The 14876-nt window shown below is 56.3% G+C and carries 18 protein-coding genes; all 18 read right to left on the bottom strand.

What is annotated here, in order from left to right:
- On the bottom strand, window positions 1-1006 hold a 1006-nt coding region (locus Q7U71_05520), incomplete at its 3' end, for an aldo/keto reductase (GenBank protein MDO9391214.1).
- 88 nt (window positions 1007-1094) lie between these two features.
- Window positions 1095-1904 carry a transketolase gene (locus tag Q7U71_05515; GenBank protein MDO9391213.1) on the bottom strand — a complete coding sequence of 270 codons (810 nt, stop codon included), beginning with the start codon at window positions 1902-1904 and terminating at the stop codon, window positions 1095-1097.
- A 79-nt stretch (window positions 1905-1983) separates the two neighbouring features.
- A complete protein-coding gene (locus Q7U71_05510) occupies window positions 1984-2790 on the bottom strand; it encodes a hypothetical protein (protein ID MDO9391212.1) in 807 nt (268 codons plus the stop codon).
- Window positions 2791-2815: 25 nt separating this feature from the next.
- Entirely contained in the window at window positions 2816-3460 is a 645-nt protein-coding gene (gene fsa / locus Q7U71_05505; protein ID MDO9391211.1) for a fructose-6-phosphate aldolase, read from the bottom strand.
- A gap of 75 nt (window positions 3461-3535) precedes the next feature.
- A complete protein-coding gene (locus Q7U71_05500) occupies window positions 3536-3805 on the bottom strand; it encodes a DUF4321 domain-containing protein (GenBank protein ID MDO9391210.1) in 270 nt (89 codons plus the stop codon).
- 135 nt (window positions 3806-3940) lie between these two features.
- Entirely contained in the window at window positions 3941-4930 is a 990-nt protein-coding gene (gene amrS / locus Q7U71_05495) for an AmmeMemoRadiSam system radical SAM enzyme (GenBank protein MDO9391209.1), read from the bottom strand.
- A gap of 1 nt (window position 4931) precedes the next feature.
- Window positions 4932-5444 (bottom strand): DUF177 domain-containing protein, encoded by a 513-nt coding sequence (locus Q7U71_05490; GenBank protein MDO9391208.1) that lies wholly within the window; start codon window positions 5442-5444, stop codon window positions 4932-4934.
- A 195-nt stretch (window positions 5445-5639) separates the two neighbouring features.
- Window positions 5640-6965, bottom strand: a complete 1326-nt coding sequence (locus tag Q7U71_05485) for an acetate kinase (protein MDO9391207.1) — start codon at window positions 6963-6965, stop codon at window positions 5640-5642.
- 454 nt (window positions 6966-7419) lie between these two features.
- Window positions 7420-7911, bottom strand: coding sequence for a nucleoside-diphosphate kinase (gene ndk / locus Q7U71_05480; GenBank protein ID MDO9391206.1), 492 nt, complete (start codon window positions 7909-7911; stop codon window positions 7420-7422).
- Complete coding sequence (locus tag Q7U71_05475) at window positions 7908-8450, bottom strand: 2-oxoacid:acceptor oxidoreductase family protein (GenBank protein MDO9391205.1); 543 nt, start codon at window positions 8448-8450, stop codon at window positions 7908-7910. The genes ndk and Q7U71_05475 overlap by 4 nt, the downstream gene beginning before the upstream one ends.
- 98 nt (window positions 8451-8548) lie before the next feature.
- Complete coding sequence (locus tag Q7U71_05470) at window positions 8549-9370, bottom strand: 2-oxoacid:ferredoxin oxidoreductase subunit beta (GenBank protein MDO9391204.1); 822 nt, start codon at window positions 9368-9370, stop codon at window positions 8549-8551.
- Entirely contained in the window at window positions 9370-10506 is a 1137-nt protein-coding gene (locus tag Q7U71_05465; GenBank protein ID MDO9391203.1) for a 2-oxoacid:acceptor oxidoreductase subunit alpha, read from the bottom strand. Before Q7U71_05465 ends, Q7U71_05470 begins: the two co-directional genes overlap by 1 nt.
- Window positions 10503-10727, bottom strand: coding sequence for a 4Fe-4S dicluster domain-containing protein (locus tag Q7U71_05460; GenBank protein ID MDO9391202.1), 225 nt, complete (start codon window positions 10725-10727; stop codon window positions 10503-10505). Before Q7U71_05460 ends, Q7U71_05465 begins: the two co-directional genes overlap by 4 nt.
- Before the next feature lie 285 nt (window positions 10728-11012).
- Complete coding sequence (locus Q7U71_05455) at window positions 11013-11300, bottom strand: RNA-binding protein (GenBank protein ID MDO9391201.1); 288 nt, start codon at window positions 11298-11300, stop codon at window positions 11013-11015.
- Window positions 11301-11385: 85 nt separating this feature from the next.
- Window positions 11386-11601, bottom strand: a complete 216-nt coding sequence (locus tag Q7U71_05450; protein MDO9391200.1) for a type II toxin-antitoxin system HicB family antitoxin — start codon at window positions 11599-11601, stop codon at window positions 11386-11388.
- The gene (locus Q7U71_05445; GenBank protein ID MDO9391199.1) at window positions 11601-11795 is read right to left on the bottom strand and encodes a type II toxin-antitoxin system HicA family toxin; all 195 of its coding nucleotides are present in this window, start codon (window positions 11793-11795) and stop codon (window positions 11601-11603) included. The genes Q7U71_05450 and Q7U71_05445 overlap by 1 nt, the downstream gene beginning before the upstream one ends.
- Window positions 11796-11832: 37 nt before the next feature.
- The gene (arcC, locus tag Q7U71_05440; GenBank protein MDO9391198.1) at window positions 11833-12774 is read right to left on the bottom strand and encodes a carbamate kinase; all 942 of its coding nucleotides are present in this window, start codon (window positions 12772-12774) and stop codon (window positions 11833-11835) included.
- 139 nt (window positions 12775-12913) lie between these two features.
- Window positions 12914-14242 carry a cyclic 2,3-diphosphoglycerate synthase gene (locus tag Q7U71_05435; protein ID MDO9391197.1) on the bottom strand — a complete coding sequence of 443 codons (1329 nt, stop codon included), beginning with the start codon at window positions 14240-14242 and terminating at the stop codon, window positions 12914-12916.
- Window positions 14243-14876: the final 634 nt, after the last annotated feature.

The raw sequence follows: 14876 nt of genomic DNA, 5'->3' as shown, positions 1-14876 counted from the left end.
TCCAGTAAAAGAAGGCTGGGTTGCCGAAATTCCCGTAGCGGTATCCGTCGTTGTAAAGCTTAAAGTTGCGGGGGATGTTGACCCCGGCCGGGCAGGGCAGGCAGTACTTGCAGTTGGTGCAGTTGATGTCCACCATCCGGTTGTACAGGGACCGCACCCGGTCGATGGTCTTAAGCTCTTCGGCGGAGAATGATCCGGCCTGGGCCTGATCGGCGAGTTTCAGATTCTCCTCCACCTGCTCCATGGTGCTCATCCCGGAAAGCAGCAGCGGGACTTTTGAGTCATTCCAGACCCAGCGCAGAGCCCAGGAGACCGGGCTGCCGCCCTTTCCGTTTTCCAGGATGGCCTTCACCTGTTCCGGCGGCAGGGCCAGGCGCCCGCCCTTCAGGGGCTCCATCACGATCACTGAGATGCCCCGGGAGGCCGCGTGCTTCAAGCCTTTCAGGCCGGCCTGGGTGGTGGTGTCCATGTAATTGTACTGGATCTGGCAGAAATCCCAGTCGTGGTCGTCGCAGATCTTGATGAAATCTGAGGCCGGGCCGTGGAAGGAGAACCCCAGGCTGCCGATGGTACCTTTAGACATTTGCTTTTTGGCCCAGCGCAGCACCCCCAGCTCTTTCATCTTGTTCCAGACCCCGCGGTTCAGCGAATGCAGCAGGTAATAATCTATCCTTTTGTCGTCCAGCCGGGCCAGCTGTTCGGCCAGCAGACGGTCCATGTCGTCGCGGGAGTTGACCAGCCAAGTCGGCATCTTGTCGGCCAAGCGCACCTTTTCCCGGTAGCCGCCCTTCAGGGCCTGCCCCACCAGCGCTTCGCTGGTCCCGCCGTGGTAGGGATAGGCGGTGTCTACATAATTGATCCCGCCGTCGATCCCCCTGCGGATCATGGCCGTGGCCAGGGGCTGGTCGATCTGTTTCATGTCGTTGTTAAGAATTGGCAGGCGCATGGCCCCGAAGCCCAGGACCGAAACGTTGAACTTGTCTTTTCCGAATTGGCGGTATTGCATGTAATTTAACCCTTGCTGTTTACGTCATTGCGAGACCGGCTTACTTGCTTACGAACGCGGCAATCTGCGCTTTGTTTTCCGTTGTCGGTCATTTAAGCTCCGCCAGGGCCTTGTCGTGCTCCTCCTTGTTCGGGGCCCGGCCGTGCCACTCCGCCCGGTTCTCCATGAAGGAAACCCCCTTGCCCTTGACCGTCCGGGCCAGGATCACCGCCGGCTTGTCCTTGATGCCCCGGGCAAAGTCAAAGGCCCGGACCAGGTGCTGGATGTTGTGGCCGTCCACCTCAATCACCTGCCAGCGGAAGGCCCGCCACTTGTCGGCCAGGGGCTCGATCCCCATCACCTGCTCCACCGGCCCGTCTATCTGCAGGTTGTTGTGGTCCACTATGGCACAGAGGTTGTTGAGCTTGAAGTGACCGGCCGCCATGGCCGCCTCCCAGACCTGCCCTTCCTGCAGTTCGCCGTCGCCCAGCAGGCAGAAGGCCCGGCCGGGTTTTTGCTCCATCTTCAGTCCCAGGGCGGTGCCGGCCGCCAGCGAAAGCCCCTGCCCCAGCGAACCGCTGGAAGCCTCTACCCCCGGCGTTTTAAGGCGGTGGGGGTGGCCCTGCAGTGGTGATCCCAAATGGCGGAAGGTCTTTAAAAGCGATCTGTCAAAATACCCGGCTTCGGCCAGAGTAGCATACAACACCGGACAGGCGTGCCCCTTGGAAAGATAGAACCGGTCCCGGCCTTCCCACAATGGATCTTTGGGATGGTGCTGCAGGGTGTGAAAATAAAGAACGGCCATTATCTCGGCTGAGGATAACGACCCTCCGGGATGGCCCGATCCGGCGCTGTGGGTCATCTCGATGATGTCGCGCCGGATCTGCCTGGCCTGGTTCTTTATGTTTTCGGTATTCATACCTGCTTGATTTTGGCCGGTATTGTTTTGTCTTTGGATTATATCGCACCGGTTCTGCCGAGCCAGAAATAGGATATGGCTATCGCACACTCCCGTCAGACGATGTTATCTCTTTTTTAGTACTATCTGCCTTTAAATAAAAATATTTACTTTCAAGCATTGGCAAGCTGTTAAATTGGTCATTCTTTTCATTATTAAAGACATACCCTGTCTTAACAAACTGATTGTAATTCGTTATTCGGGATGGGGTGAAAAATCCTTCCAAACGGTTTAATAACCACAATCCTGCGAGGCACCAAAATATCGGTTTAGCCTTATTTATTGAACCTTGCGGGGCGTATAACAATACTGGAAGCAATGGAATGAGTTCCTTAATGTAACAAGACACAAAAATATGATTACCCTTCTCACTTTTGGTGAAAAGCGGGTTCTTATAGTCATAATACATTTCGCCGATAACCGGAGAGAGAAAATACAATGTCCCAAAAGTAATTTTATTTTTACTTTTCAAATATAATCGCGTAGTATCCCCTCTTTGAAGAGCTATTTCTTCCCGTAAAGATTGCAGGTATAAACCGCTGTTTTCATTATGACAAGCCGTTAGATCTATTGTCCCTTTTTGTGTGTAGAATCTATTTTGTTTAGCCCGGATATTTAACGTGTCCTTGTCGGTTTTCACCATGTACGTAATACTGCTATCACTCAATAATGAATCCGACGATACTGCAATGCTATCGTATCCATACTTACTAAGCATGACAGGAAAAGCTTGATGAACCTCGTCTTGGGTTGCGGTCATTTCATAATTTACTCCATGACGGTACGAATATGCGCCACAACCTAACGTAATCAACGGTATGATGAAAAGGAACAGATATTTTTTCATAGTCATTGTCGTTCACCCCGAAATGTTATTTCTTGACCTTGGCCCAGTCGTCCAAAAACTTTTTGATCCCGGCGTCGGTCAGCGGGTGCTGGGCCAGCATTTTCAGGACGTTGAAGGGCACGGTGGCGATATGGGCCCCCAGCTTGGCGCAGTCCAGCACGTGGAGCGGGGTCCTTAGGCTGGCCGCCAGGATCTGGGTCTCAAAATCGTAATTGTCGTAGATCTGGACGATCTCCTCTATCAGGTCCATCCCGTATTCCGAGACGTCGTCCAGCCTGCCCACGAAGGGGCTGATGAAGGTGGCCCCGGCCTTGGCGGCCAGCAGGGCCTGGTTGGCCGAGAACACCAGGGTGATGTGGGTCTTGATGCCCCGGGCCGACAGTATCTTGACCGCCTTTAGGCCCTCCAGGGTCATGGGGATCTTGATCACCACGTTGGGATGGATCTTTATCAGCGGCTCGGCTTCCAGGATCATGTCCGGGGCCTTTTCGCTGATCACCTCGGCCGAGACCGGGCCGTCCACAATGGCGCAGATCTCTTTGACCACCGTGGCAAAGTCACGGCCCTCCTTGGCGATCAGGCTGGGGTTGGTGGTCACGCCGTCGATGATGCCCCAGCTGGCGGCTTCCTTGATCTCGGCGATGTTGGCGGTATCTATGAACAGTTTCATTTTATTTGATCTCCATTACTTTTACGGTTATTGTCAGACACTGATTGACACTGGACATTGACCCGATTGCTCCGGTTAGAACCATTTCAGCAGATAGGCCATCAGCACAATGCCCAGCAGGGCGATGATGTTCAGTTTAAGGGTGAAGCCCAGGGTCAGGGTCATCACCAATAGATTTATGGTCAGCGGAGGGTTGACCCCCGGGGTGATGGCATTGGTGAAAAAATCACGCACCACGCCCGAAGGCAGGATGTATCCCACCAGGTCGCCCAGGCCGCTGCCCAGCAGGGCCCCGCCCAGGATGATCAACAGGTAAAACCCCGCCCCCCGTTTTTTAAGCGCCATGTTATATTCCTTTCAGATCCGCCAGCGGCGGGTTAATTCGGAACTTATTGCCACAAAGGCACCAAGGCACTAAATTCGTAAAACGTTATTTGTTAATTGTGTTGGTGTCTTTGTGTCTTGGTGGCAAGGAAACCCTCAGTCCTTCAGACCTATGATGTCGGCCCGGCGGCCGCATTTTTTACAGTCCTGGCCCTTCAGTCCCTCCAGGTTTATCCGGTAGCCCGACCTTTTTATCAGCACCTGGCCGCACCCGGGGCAGTATGTGTCCTCGGTTCCCTCAAGTTGGATATTGCCAACATACACATATTTCAGTTTTGCTTTGGCCAGGTTGTAATACTTTTTCAGGGTGTTTTCCGGAGTGGACTGGGTATCCATTTTATACCGGGGAAAGTACCGGGAGATATGCAGTGGTATCAAGGGATCCAGCCGGCAGACCCAGTCGACCAAGGCCTCCATGTCCCGGGAAGAATCGTTTAAGCCCGGGATGACCAGGTTGGTTAGTTCGATGTGGCAGGAAGGCCGGGAAAGCTCTATGGTCTTAAGCACCGTGCCCAGATCTCCCCGGCACACATTTTTGTAAAAGCCAGCATCCATCGACTTCAGGTCTATGTTCATGGCGTCGATGTGGGGCAGCAGTTCCCTTAGCGGCTCCGGGCTGATGGTCCCGTTGGTGACCAGCACTGTCTTAAGCCCGGCCTGCCTGGCCAGGGGACACACGTCCATCAGATACTCAAACCAGATCAAAGGCTCGGTGTAGGTGAAGGCTATCCCCACGGATCCTTCATTGACCGCCTGCTCCACCAATTGCCGCGGCTCCACCGCTTCGGTGGGCGACTCCTGCTGGGATACCTCCCAGTTCTGGCAAAAACTGCAGGCCAGGTTGCAGCCGTTGGGTCCGGTGGAAAGTATTTGGCTGCCGGGATAAAAGTGGTGCAGCGGTTTCTTTTCTATCGGGTCCATGACCGGGGACACCGCCCGGCCGTAGCTTTGCGCCTCCAGCCTTCCGCCGTTGTTGCTTCTGACCCGGCACAGCCCTGTCTGGCCCGGGGCGATCCGGCAAAGATGCGGGCACAGCAGGCATTGCACCGAGCCGTTCTCCAGCCTTTGGTAATGCCTGGCCTCCATTTTATTTTTCCTTTTTCAGTTTCAGCAGTTTTTCCCACCGGGGGTCAGTTTCTTTTCTGGCACAGCCGCAGGTATCTTCCACCATCGGTTTCCCGCATTGGGCGCACAGCCCCCGGCAGTCCTCCCGGCACACCGGCTTGACCGGCAGGGAAAGCAGCAGGGCCTCCCGCAGCTCGGGCCAAAGATCTATCTCCTGCCCCAGGTAAAGCACCATGTCCAGCTCGTCGGGCTTCAGCTCCAGTTCCCTGCCCCCTGCCAGATCTTCCCTGGTCTGGGGCCGGAAGAACAGGTCTATCTCCGCCTGGCCCGGGGCCTCAAAGCTCTTCAGGCAAAGGCTGCAGTGCTGGCGGGCCGTGTAATCCAGGCATCCGGTGACATGGAGGGTGACGCCGCTTTTGAGAATGGTCAGGCTGCCCTGGACCGGGGAAAAATCCAGCAGATCGGAGGCCGGCTCGCTCAGACTGATGTCGAACTGGTGCCGCCCGTCCTGCAGCTGGCGAAGTTTTATTTTCATAGAACCACCTATTCTAAAAGCAAAATGCAGAAAATGGAATAAGGAGTATTTGGATAGCTCGCCTAAAGTCTCAAAACATAGGACCAAGAACTGTTTTATGGATGATGGTTTTCACGGTTTTCTTTTGTCAAACCATGATCAACCTGATCTGCGATAATCCGCGTCCAAATTGATTCCCCTCCCTTAGCAAGGTGATCAGCCCTTCTTCTTTTTCTCCAGTTCCCGCTGGTAGGCCTCGTCCCTCATCTTGTTGACATATCCCTGGTCCTCAAAGCCATACTTGAACTTGGTGTGCACGTCGTACCGCCCTTCGATGGTGGCCACCACATCCTCGGTGAACACCAGTTCCTCGTCGGTGGGGATGACGAACAGCTTGATCCGGGAGTCCCTGGCCGAGATCTCGAATTCGTGGTTGCGGCTCTTGGCCTTCTTGTTGAGGTCCGGATCCAGCACCATTCCCAGCTCCTCCATCCCGGTCATGGCCGCCTCCCGCAGCAGCGGACCCATTTCGCCGGCCCCGCCGGTGAAGACCACTGCGTCCAGGTGCCCCAGGGCGGCGTAGTAGGAACCGATGTATTTTTTAAGGCGGTAGGCCTCGATGTCAAAGGCCAGCTTGGCCCGCTCGTCGCCCGCTTTCATGGCGTCCTCTATGTCCCGGCGGTCGGTATATTTCCCGGAGATGCCCAGCACCCCGCTCTTCTTAAGCAGTACGGCCTCTATCTCCCGGGCTGTCTTGTTCTCCTTGGCACACATGAAGGGCATCAGGCCGGGGTCCACGTCGCCCGAGCGGGTGCCCATCACCAGACCCTCCAGCGTGGTCAGACCCAGGCTGGTGTCGTAGGAACAGCCGTTCTTGATGGCGCTGAGGCTGACCCCGTTGCCCAGGTGGCAGGTGATCAGGTTGACCTGGAAAGGGTCCTTCTTCAGCATCACCGCGGCCCGCCGGGCCACGTAAAGGTGGGAGGTGCCGTGGAACCCGTAGCGCCGCACCCCGTATTTTTCGTACCACTCGTAGGGCACGGGATAGATGTACGAGGTCTTGGTCATGGTCTGGTGAAAGGCCGTGTCCAGCACCGCCACATGGGGCACGTCGGGCATGATGGCCTGGGCCGCCTTGATCCCCAGCACGTTAGGCGGATTGTGGAGCGGGGCCAGCGAGGACAGTTCCTCAAAGGCGGCTATCACCTGGTCGTTGATCAGGGTCGATTTGGCGAAATGCTCGCCGCCGTGGACCACCCGGTGGCCAACCCCGCTGATCTGGCTGAGGTCCGAGATCACCGGATGATTTTCGTGGAGCAATGTTTCCAGGATCATCTGGATGGCCACCTGATGGTCGGGGCATTCCTTTTCCAGTTTCAGCGGCTCGCGGCCGGGAACTTCGTGAACTATCACCGAACCCTCAAAGGTCACCCGTTCCACCAGGCCCTTGGCCATTATCTCCTGGCTGGTCCAGTTGTAGAGCTGGTATTTAACCGAGGAACTTCCGCAGTTCAAAGAAAGAATGATGGTGTCCTTAGCCACTGCAACTCCTAAATGTTTATATGAAAAAGTTAAGGTTATCTCCTTGCCGGTATGAGCCAGAATAGGCAGTACTAATTGGTGAAAACGCAGATATTGGCTCAATTATGTTCTTTTTCTTTTTTGTACCGCCAATCAAGAAAAAGAACCAAAAAGAAAAAAGCTCGTCGCTTAAAACTCTCCGGGCCATGCTTACGCTAAAGCTACAGCAGGCCCGCGCTGCGCTTCTCATTGCTGACGGGCTTGTCTGAACTCGGGCTTTGGCCCAGCCCTCAGACATGCAGACAAGCTTTTTCCGCCATCAACTGCGATGCTCACTGATCGTTTTAACGCGACATACCGGGGTTGGCACTGGGTGTTCAACCAGTTTCCTGAACCAATGGGATAAGTATTTTAATTTTATTTCCGGGCAACCCGGGGAATCATGTAAATCCTGTCAAACCAGAGCAGTTATTATTCAGCGCTTGACGAACGGCAGACTGTATATCTTCTTCAGCCCGTGCTTTATCTGGGAAACGGCCGAGGGCTTGAAGAAATATTTCACCTCCCGGGCAGCGTTCTCCGGGGTGTCCGAGGCGTGGACGCAGTTCTGCCGGATGTCGGTGGCGTAATCGTGGCGGATGGAGCCGAAGGCCGCCAGCTTGGGGTTGGTCTTGCCCACCAGCTGGCGCAGGGATTCGATGGCCTCCGCCCTTTCCACCACGCACAGCACCAGGCGCCCGCTGGTCATGAACTTGCAAAGCGGCTGGTAGAAGGGCTTTTTCTTGTGCATCACGTAGAAGCCCCGGGCCTGGCGTTCCGTCAGGCGGGTCATCTTCATGGCTATGATGTCAAAGCCGTCCAGCTCCACCCGGTGCAGGATCTCTCCGATCAGCCCCCGGCGCACCGCGTCCGGCTTGATTATCAGCAGGGTCCGCTGCAGGTTGTGCTGGTGGTTGTGTCCCGTCATTTTTTGGCTTCCCGGGCCAGACGGTATCCTATCTCCAGCGCTTTTTTGTTCTTCTCTTCCGTGCCCTTGGGAACCCTTGATAAAAGGGACTTCTCCAGCGACTCCTTGGTCACCACCCCGGTCAGTTCGGCGATGGCCCCCAGGGCTATGACGTTGGCCACCATCTCGATCCCCACCTCTTCCCGGGCCTTCTGGGTCAGGGGCAGGAAGTAGGCGTTCTTGAAATCGCATTCCTTGACGTAGAAGGAATCGATGATGGCGATGGCGTCGGAGTTCAGGTCCTTGCTGTATGATTCCCAGGCCTCCTGGGTCATGGCCAGCAGGATGTCTATGGCGGTGGCCTTGGGGAAATAGATGTCCTGGTTGGAGATGATGACCTCGGCCTTGCTGGCCCCGCCCCGGGCCTCGGGGCCGTAGCTCTGGGACTGGATGACCTTCTTGCCGTCGTAGACCCCGGCCGCCTCGGCCAGTATTATCCCGGCGGTGATCATCCCCTGTCCGCCGGAGCCGGAAAGCCTGATCTCGTATCTTTCTTTCATCTTATATCCTCGGTTGGGGCCGGTATATCGGCCCTTACGTTGGGGCGAGGTTACCTCGCCCTTACTGATTATCTGTTGGGGCACGATGCATCGTGCCCTTACTTGCCTTGGGCTTTGGCTATGATCTGCTGGTAGACCTCGGTGTAGGGCTGGGCCTCGCCGTCGTGGAAGATGCCGGTGATGATCTTGCCCTCCAATTCCTGGGGGGTGAGTTTTTCGGCGGCCTTAAGGTTGATGGTGTTGGCCTTCTGGGTCTGCATCATCTTGACCGCACTGCCCTCCTTGTTGAGCCTTCCGTACAGGGTGGGACAGGGGCTGAGGGCCTCCACCAGGGCAAAGCCCTTCTTGGTCAGGGCCTTCTCTATCATCTTGTCCAGCTCCACCGCGTTGTACACCGTGCCCCGGGCGGCGAAAACCGCTCCGGCCGCTATGGCCAGGGCGCAGGCGTCGAAGTCGCGCTCGGCGCAGCCGTAGGGGGCGGTGGAGGCCCGTTTGCCGATGGGGGTGGTGGGCGAGTACTGGCCCCCGGTCATGCCGTAGATGTTGTTGTTCATCAGGATCACCGTCAGCTCCATGTTGCGGCGGGCGGCGTGGATGAAATGGTTGCCGCCGATGGCCAGGGCGTCCCCGTCGCCGGTGATCACTATCACGTGCAGCTTGGGGTTGTGCAGCTTGACCCCGGTGGCAAAGGGCAGGGCCCGGCCGTGGGCGGTATGCAGGCTGTTGAAGTCCACGTAGACCGGCATCCGCGAGGAACAGCCGATGCCGGAGACCATGGCCACCTCGTCCCGGTTGATCCCCAGCCGCTCCACCGCCCGGATGATGGCCCCCTGGACTATGCCGTGGCCGCAGCCCGGACACCAGACGTTGGGGAACTTCTTGCCGGGCCGGAGCATTTCATAAGCAGGATGTATCTTCATTATTTTTGCGCCTCCTCTACCGCCTTCAATATCTGGGCCGGGGTTATCATCTCGCCGTCATAGCGCAGCACCGGCACCACCGGGGTGTTTGACTTGTTGCAGCGCTCAACTTCGTATACCAGCTGGCCCTGGCTGATCTCGGCCACCAGCATGGTTTTGCATTTTTTAAGGACGTCGGTCACTATCCGGTCGGGGAAGGGCCAGATGGTGGTGGGCCGCAACAGACCAACTTTGATCCCCTTGGCCCGGGCCTGGCGCACCGCCTGCTGGGAACTGCGGGCCGCCGCCCCGTAGGAGAAGATCACGATCTCGGCGTCGTCCAAAAATTCCTCCTCCACCTCGGTCAGCTCCGCCAGGTGCTGGTCGATCTTGTCCCGCAGCCGGTCCATCTTCCACTGGATCTCGTCCAGCCGGGCGGTGGGAAAGCCCTTCTTGTCGTGGGTCAGCCCGGTGATGTTGAAGCGGTAGCCGCTGCCCATGGCGGCGTAGGGGCCGCCCACGCTGGAGCCGTCGGCGTAATGCTGGTATTCTTTGGGATCCACCTTGGGCCGGGGATGATTGTATATTTCCAACTCGCCGGGCTCGGGCACTTCCATCTTCTCCCGCATGTGGCCGATGAACTCGTCCAGAAGCAGGATCACCGGCATCCGGAATTTTTCGGCCAGGTTAAAGGCCTTGACGGTCAGCTTGAATGATTCCTCTATCGACGAGGGGCATAATGCGATGGTGGGATGGTCGCCGTGGGTGCCCCAGCGGGTCTGCATCACGTCGGCCTGGGCGCCCTTGGTGGGCAGCCCGGTGGAGGGCCCGGCCCGCTGGACGTTGACGATGACGCAGGGGATCTCGGCCATGCAGCCGTAGCCCAACAGCTCCATCATCAGCGAGAAGCCCGGCCCGGAGGTGGAGGTCATGGACTTGGCCCCGGCCGCGGCCGCTCCCAGGATGGTCCCCATGCTGGCGATCTCGTCCTCCATCTGGATGAACTTGCCGCCGACCTTGGGCAGCATCGCGGCCAGGATCTCGGCCACCTCGGTGGAAGGGGTGATGGGGTAGCCCCCGAAAAAGTCGCAGCCGGCGTACATCGCGCCTTCGGCGCAGGCTTCGTTGCCCTGCCAGAGTTTTATCTGCTTGCTCATTTTTTTCTCTCCTTGCACACAAAGATAGCCAGGTCCGGACAGCGCAGCTGGCATTGCCCGCACATGATGCAGTCCTGGGGCCGGGCCACCGTGGGTTTGCGGTCCTCGCCCATCTCCAGCACCTGTTTGGGGCAAAAGGCCACGCAGATCTCACAGGACTTGCACCAGGGCTTGTAAACATAGACCGGAAGGTCGTAGCCCTTTTTGAAATCCTGCTCTATGGTCTGCCTGGCCTCCTCCACCGTGGTTGTTTTGGCCATAAAGCCTCCGAATATATATTAAGGATTATTGTTTACAGAAATTAGCCACCAAGACACTAAGACACAAACCCATTAACGATTTTATAATTAACGAAAGTAGTACCTTAGGGTCCTAATGGTAAATGAAATTGAACCTGCGACTGACCAAAGGGCGCTATAGTCCCCTATGGATAACTACTGGTTACTAAATACTGCCTGCAAATTTTAAAAACCCTTTGTGTCTTTGTGCCTTTGTGGCAGAGGGAATTAGAATCTGCGCCGGGCGCCGCCGCCGCCGCCGTGGCCGCCTTCCTTGGGCCGGGCTTCGTTGATCATGATCACCTTGCCCTTAAGGTTGAAGATGCCGCTCAAGGCGTCAATGGCCTTGCGGGCCTCGGCCTTGCAGGGCATCTCCACGAACCCGAACCCCCGGGACTGGTTGGTGGTGCGGTCGAAGACCACCGAGGCCGACTCCACCTTGCCAAAAGGCTCAAAGGTCTGGAGCAGGTCTTCCTTGGTCACTTCCTTAGCCAGGCTACCTATAAATAAATTCACTTTACTCCTGATATATTAATGATTGATATGTTGGTAGCTATGCTTTATCTGGCTACGTTTGGGAAAATCTTATTTTGAGTTCAGGTTAAACCGCCACGGCAATATATTCGGAAATGGCGGCGGCCCGGGGTATCTTCTGCCGGTCTTCGATCAGGCCCTTGACATGCATTTCCATGGCAGAGTGCATGTTTTTTTCCGCATCCGTCAATGTTTTACCCGTAGCTATGCAGCCGGGTAGATCGGGAGAATAGGCCGAATAATTTTTTCCGGCTTTCTCGATTATCACTAAAAATCTGTGCATTATTTCCTCCTTTTTAACATGGCCTGCTTAAGAACGCTGTTCAATGTCCCTTCAGCAATGTCATCTCCCGGATGACCGGCAATGGTGACCCTCCCTGTTTTCAGCCGATGTTTGTACTGGCGATGGCTCCCCTTGGTGGTCACCAAATACCATCCGTCTTGCTCGATTAATTTTATAAGATCACGTATTTTCATAACGAAAGATTTTTGCTCTGTGTATCTTGTGGCTATCTTACGCCGTGATCCTGGTCCCGGCCTGCCCCTTCAAGGCCTGGGCCGCCTTTTCCAGCGAGGTGATGATCACCTGTTTCCCACCGTATTCCAGGAACTGGATGGCGGCTTCCACCTTGGGTCCCATCGATCCGGCCGCGAACTGCCCCTGGGCCAGGTGTTTCTTGGCTTCGGCCAAAGTGAGAGTATCCAGGTCTTTTTGGTCGGGCTTCTTGTAGTTCAATGACACTTTTTCCACCGCGGTCAGGATCATCAGGGTCTCGGCCTCTATGTCACGGGCCAGCACCGCCGAAGCCCGGTCCTTGTCTATCACCGCGTCCACCCCCTCGTAACTGCCGTCGGCCTGGACGTAGACCGGCACCCCGCCCCCGCCCCCGGCGATGACGATGGTCCCCTGCTTCACCAGCTGCTTGACGGTCTTCTTGTTGACGATGGATTTTGGCATGGGCGAAGGCACGAAACGCCGGAAGCCGCGCCCGGAATCTTCCTTGACCACCCAGCCCCTGGCTTTAAGGGCTTCCACCTCCTCCGCCTTGTAATAGGGCCCGATGGGTTTGGAGGGATTGAGGATGGACGGGTCGTCCTTGTCCACCACCACCTGGGTGACCAGGGTCACCACCTGGCGGTCGATCCGATGGGCGGTCAGCATGTTCTGCAGGCTCTGCTCTATCATGTAGCCCATCCCGCCCTCGGTATCGGCCACGATCACTCCCAGCGGCAGGGCCGGTATCCCGTCGGGAAAGGTCCGCTCCACCCGCAGCAGGGCGTTGCCCACCTGGGGTCCGTTGCCGTGGGTGATGGCCAGGTTGTAACCCTCCTTGATCAGTTCCAGGAACCCGGCCACGGCCTGGCGGGTGTTGGCGAACTGCTGGTGGATGTCTTCCTTGCCGGTGGCCCCGATGGCGTTTCCGCCCAGGGCTATGACTGCTGTTTTGTGAGGCATAATAATTTCGCCACCGAGACTCAGAGACACAGAGAATACTTAAATAACCCGGCAATATTCTGGTCCATTGAAATAGCCATTAAATGTACCCGGATGAATTAATTCCCTCTGTGCCTCAGTGCCTCTGTGGCTGATTGGTTTACTTCTTTTTGAATTTGAATTTCTTCTGGATCACCTCGGCCAGGTCCGGCTTGCCGATCTCGGCCAGCTCGTAGTTGACCCTTAAGGCCGGCTTGTTGAACTTGATGAACCGGCGCAGGTCGATGGGCGTGCCGATGATGTACAGGTCGCAGGGGGTGTTGTCGATGGTGGTCTGCAGGTCCTTGATCTGCTGGGCCGAGTAGCCCATGGCCGGCAGCAGCACCCCGATCCCGGGGTATTTCTTGAAGGTTCCGGCGATGGTGCCCACGGCGTAGGGCCGGGGATCCACCATCTGGCCCACTCCGTACTTCTTGGCGGCCACCACTCCGGCTCCGTACTTCATCTCGCCGTGGGTCAGGGTCGGGCCGTCCTCTATCACCAACACCTTCTTGCCGCGGATCAGCTCGGGCCGCTCCACCGTCACCGGCGAATTGGCGTCGATCACGATGGCTTCCGGGTTGGCGGCGGCGATGTTCCGCTTGACCAGGGCGATGTTCTCCTTGGTGGCGCTGTCCTCCTTGTTGATGACGATCACGTCGGCCCGGCGCAGATTGACCTCTCCCGGATAATAGGCCATCTCGTGTCCCGGACGGTGGGGATCAACCACCACTATCTCCAGGTCGGATTTGTAGAACGAGAAATCGTTGTTGCCGCCATCCCAGATCACCACGTCGGCTTCCTTCTCGGCCTGGCGCAGAATGGCCTCGTAGTCCACGCCGGCGTAGATCACGTTGCCCCGGGCCACGTGCGGCTCGTACTCCTCCATCTCCTCGATGGTGCATTTGTGCTTGGCCAGGTCGGCGATGGTGGCAAAGCGCTGGACCTTCTGCTTGACCAGGTCGCCGTAGGGCATGGGATGACGGACCGCCACCACCTTCTTGCCCATGCCCATCAGGGCCTCTATCACCCGGCGGGTGGTCTGGCTCTTGCCGCAGCCGGTGCGGGCGGCGCAGATGGAGATCACCGGTTTTTTGCTCTTGATGGAAGTGGCGTCCGGGCCCAGCATCATGAAGTCGGCCCCGGCGGCGTTGACCACCGCGCCCTTGCTCATCACGTAGGGATAGGGCACGTCGGAATAGGCGAAGACCACGATCTCCACCTTGAACTTGGCGATCAGCTTGACCAGTTCCTTCTCGTCGTAGATCGGGATGCCCTTGGGATACATCTTGCCGGCCAGGGCTGCGGGGTATTTTCTACCGGCGATGTCCGGGATCTGGGTGGCGGTAAAGGCCACGACCTGATAGTCCTTGTTGTTGCGGAAGTAGGTGTTGAAATTATGGAAATCGCGCCCGGCGGCTCCCATGATCAGAACTCGTTTCTTGGCCATTTTTGTTCTCCTTGTTATCTGTTGGGGCAATTCATCCTACTACGCCGCCATTGTTGGCTTCGTCGGACGAGTACATTGCCCGTACTGTTTAGGTTCTATATTATTTTACTATTTCTTGGGAAATGTTAACTGCGATGGAACTCAACCCGCTTCGGCTCCCTCAGCGCAAGCATTGCCATGACCTTTAGGTCGTGGCAGATATTCATCTAAATCCGGTGGGCTTTAGCCCCAGAGAGGCTTAAACTATGGTTTCGCCATGCGGGGTTGAAACCACAAGAGTTTTTTAATCCTTCAACCACGAGCTAAAGCTCGTGGCAATGGAACAGGTAAATCCAGCTTAGGGTTCAATAAAGCAAGACCGGCCCCTTCAGTGTGCCATTCAGTCAAAGGGGTCTTCTATCAACCAGATTACTATGTAATTGTATTGCATTGACATAGGCCTTACGTTGGTTTTAAAAGTAAGATTATAATTTTAACACTTATGGGGGTTAAAGTCAAGGCTAAAACCTGCTGGGTGTGGTAGACTAATGATTATGTCAGGGGTTAACTGATTTGTGATAAAGTCAGGGTATGAGCAAAGAAAGAATCACCCTGACCATGAACGAGTTGCACAAGCTCGAGATCATCCAACGCT

It is taken from the genome of bacterium (assembly GCA_030655055.1).
Lineage (GTDB): Bacteria > Edwardsbacteria > AC1 > AC1 > EtOH8 > UBA5202.
Note: the sequence above shows the minus strand (reverse complement) of the source record. Positions and strands in the feature narration are given on the sequence as shown.

Coding starts and splice junctions, on each gene's coding strand:
- Q7U71_05515 (MDO9391213.1), bottom strand. CDS start 1,904: ATGAATACCGAAAACATAAAGAACCAGGCCAGGCAGATCCGGCGCGAC.
- Q7U71_05510 (MDO9391212.1), bottom strand. CDS start 2,790: ATGAAAAAATATCTGTTCCTTTTCATCATACCGTTGATTACGTTAGGT.
- fsa (MDO9391211.1), bottom strand. CDS start 3,460: ATGAAACTGTTCATAGATACCGCCAACATCGCCGAGATCAAGGAAGCC.
- Q7U71_05500 (MDO9391210.1), bottom strand. CDS start 3,805: ATGGCGCTTAAAAAACGGGGGGCGGGGTTTTACCTGTTGATCATCCTG.
- amrS (MDO9391209.1), bottom strand. CDS start 4,930: ATGGAGGCCAGGCATTACCAAAGGCTGGAGAACGGCTCGGTGCAATGC.
- Q7U71_05490 (MDO9391208.1), bottom strand. CDS start 5,444: ATGAAAATAAAACTTCGCCAGCTGCAGGACGGGCGGCACCAGTTCGAC.
- ndk (MDO9391206.1), bottom strand. CDS start 7,911: ATGACGGGACACAACCACCAGCACAACCTGCAGCGGACCCTGCTGATA.
- Q7U71_05475 (MDO9391205.1), bottom strand. CDS start 8,450: ATGAAAGAAAGATACGAGATCAGGCTTTCCGGCTCCGGCGGACAGGGG.
- Q7U71_05470 (MDO9391204.1), bottom strand. CDS start 9,370: ATGAAGATACATCCTGCTTATGAAATGCTCCGGCCCGGCAAGAAGTTC.
- Q7U71_05465 (MDO9391203.1), bottom strand. CDS start 10,506: ATGAGCAAGCAGATAAAACTCTGGCAGGGCAACGAAGCCTGCGCCGAA.
- Q7U71_05450 (MDO9391200.1), bottom strand. CDS start 11,601: ATGCACAGATTTTTAGTGATAATCGAGAAAGCCGGAAAAAATTATTCG.
- Q7U71_05445 (MDO9391199.1), bottom strand. CDS start 11,795: ATGAAAATACGTGATCTTATAAAATTAATCGAGCAAGACGGATGGTAT.
- arcC (MDO9391198.1), bottom strand. CDS start 12,774: ATGCCTCACAAAACAGCAGTCATAGCCCTGGGCGGAAACGCCATCGGG.
- Q7U71_05435 (MDO9391197.1), bottom strand. CDS start 14,242: ATGGCCAAGAAACGAGTTCTGATCATGGGAGCCGCCGGGCGCGATTTC.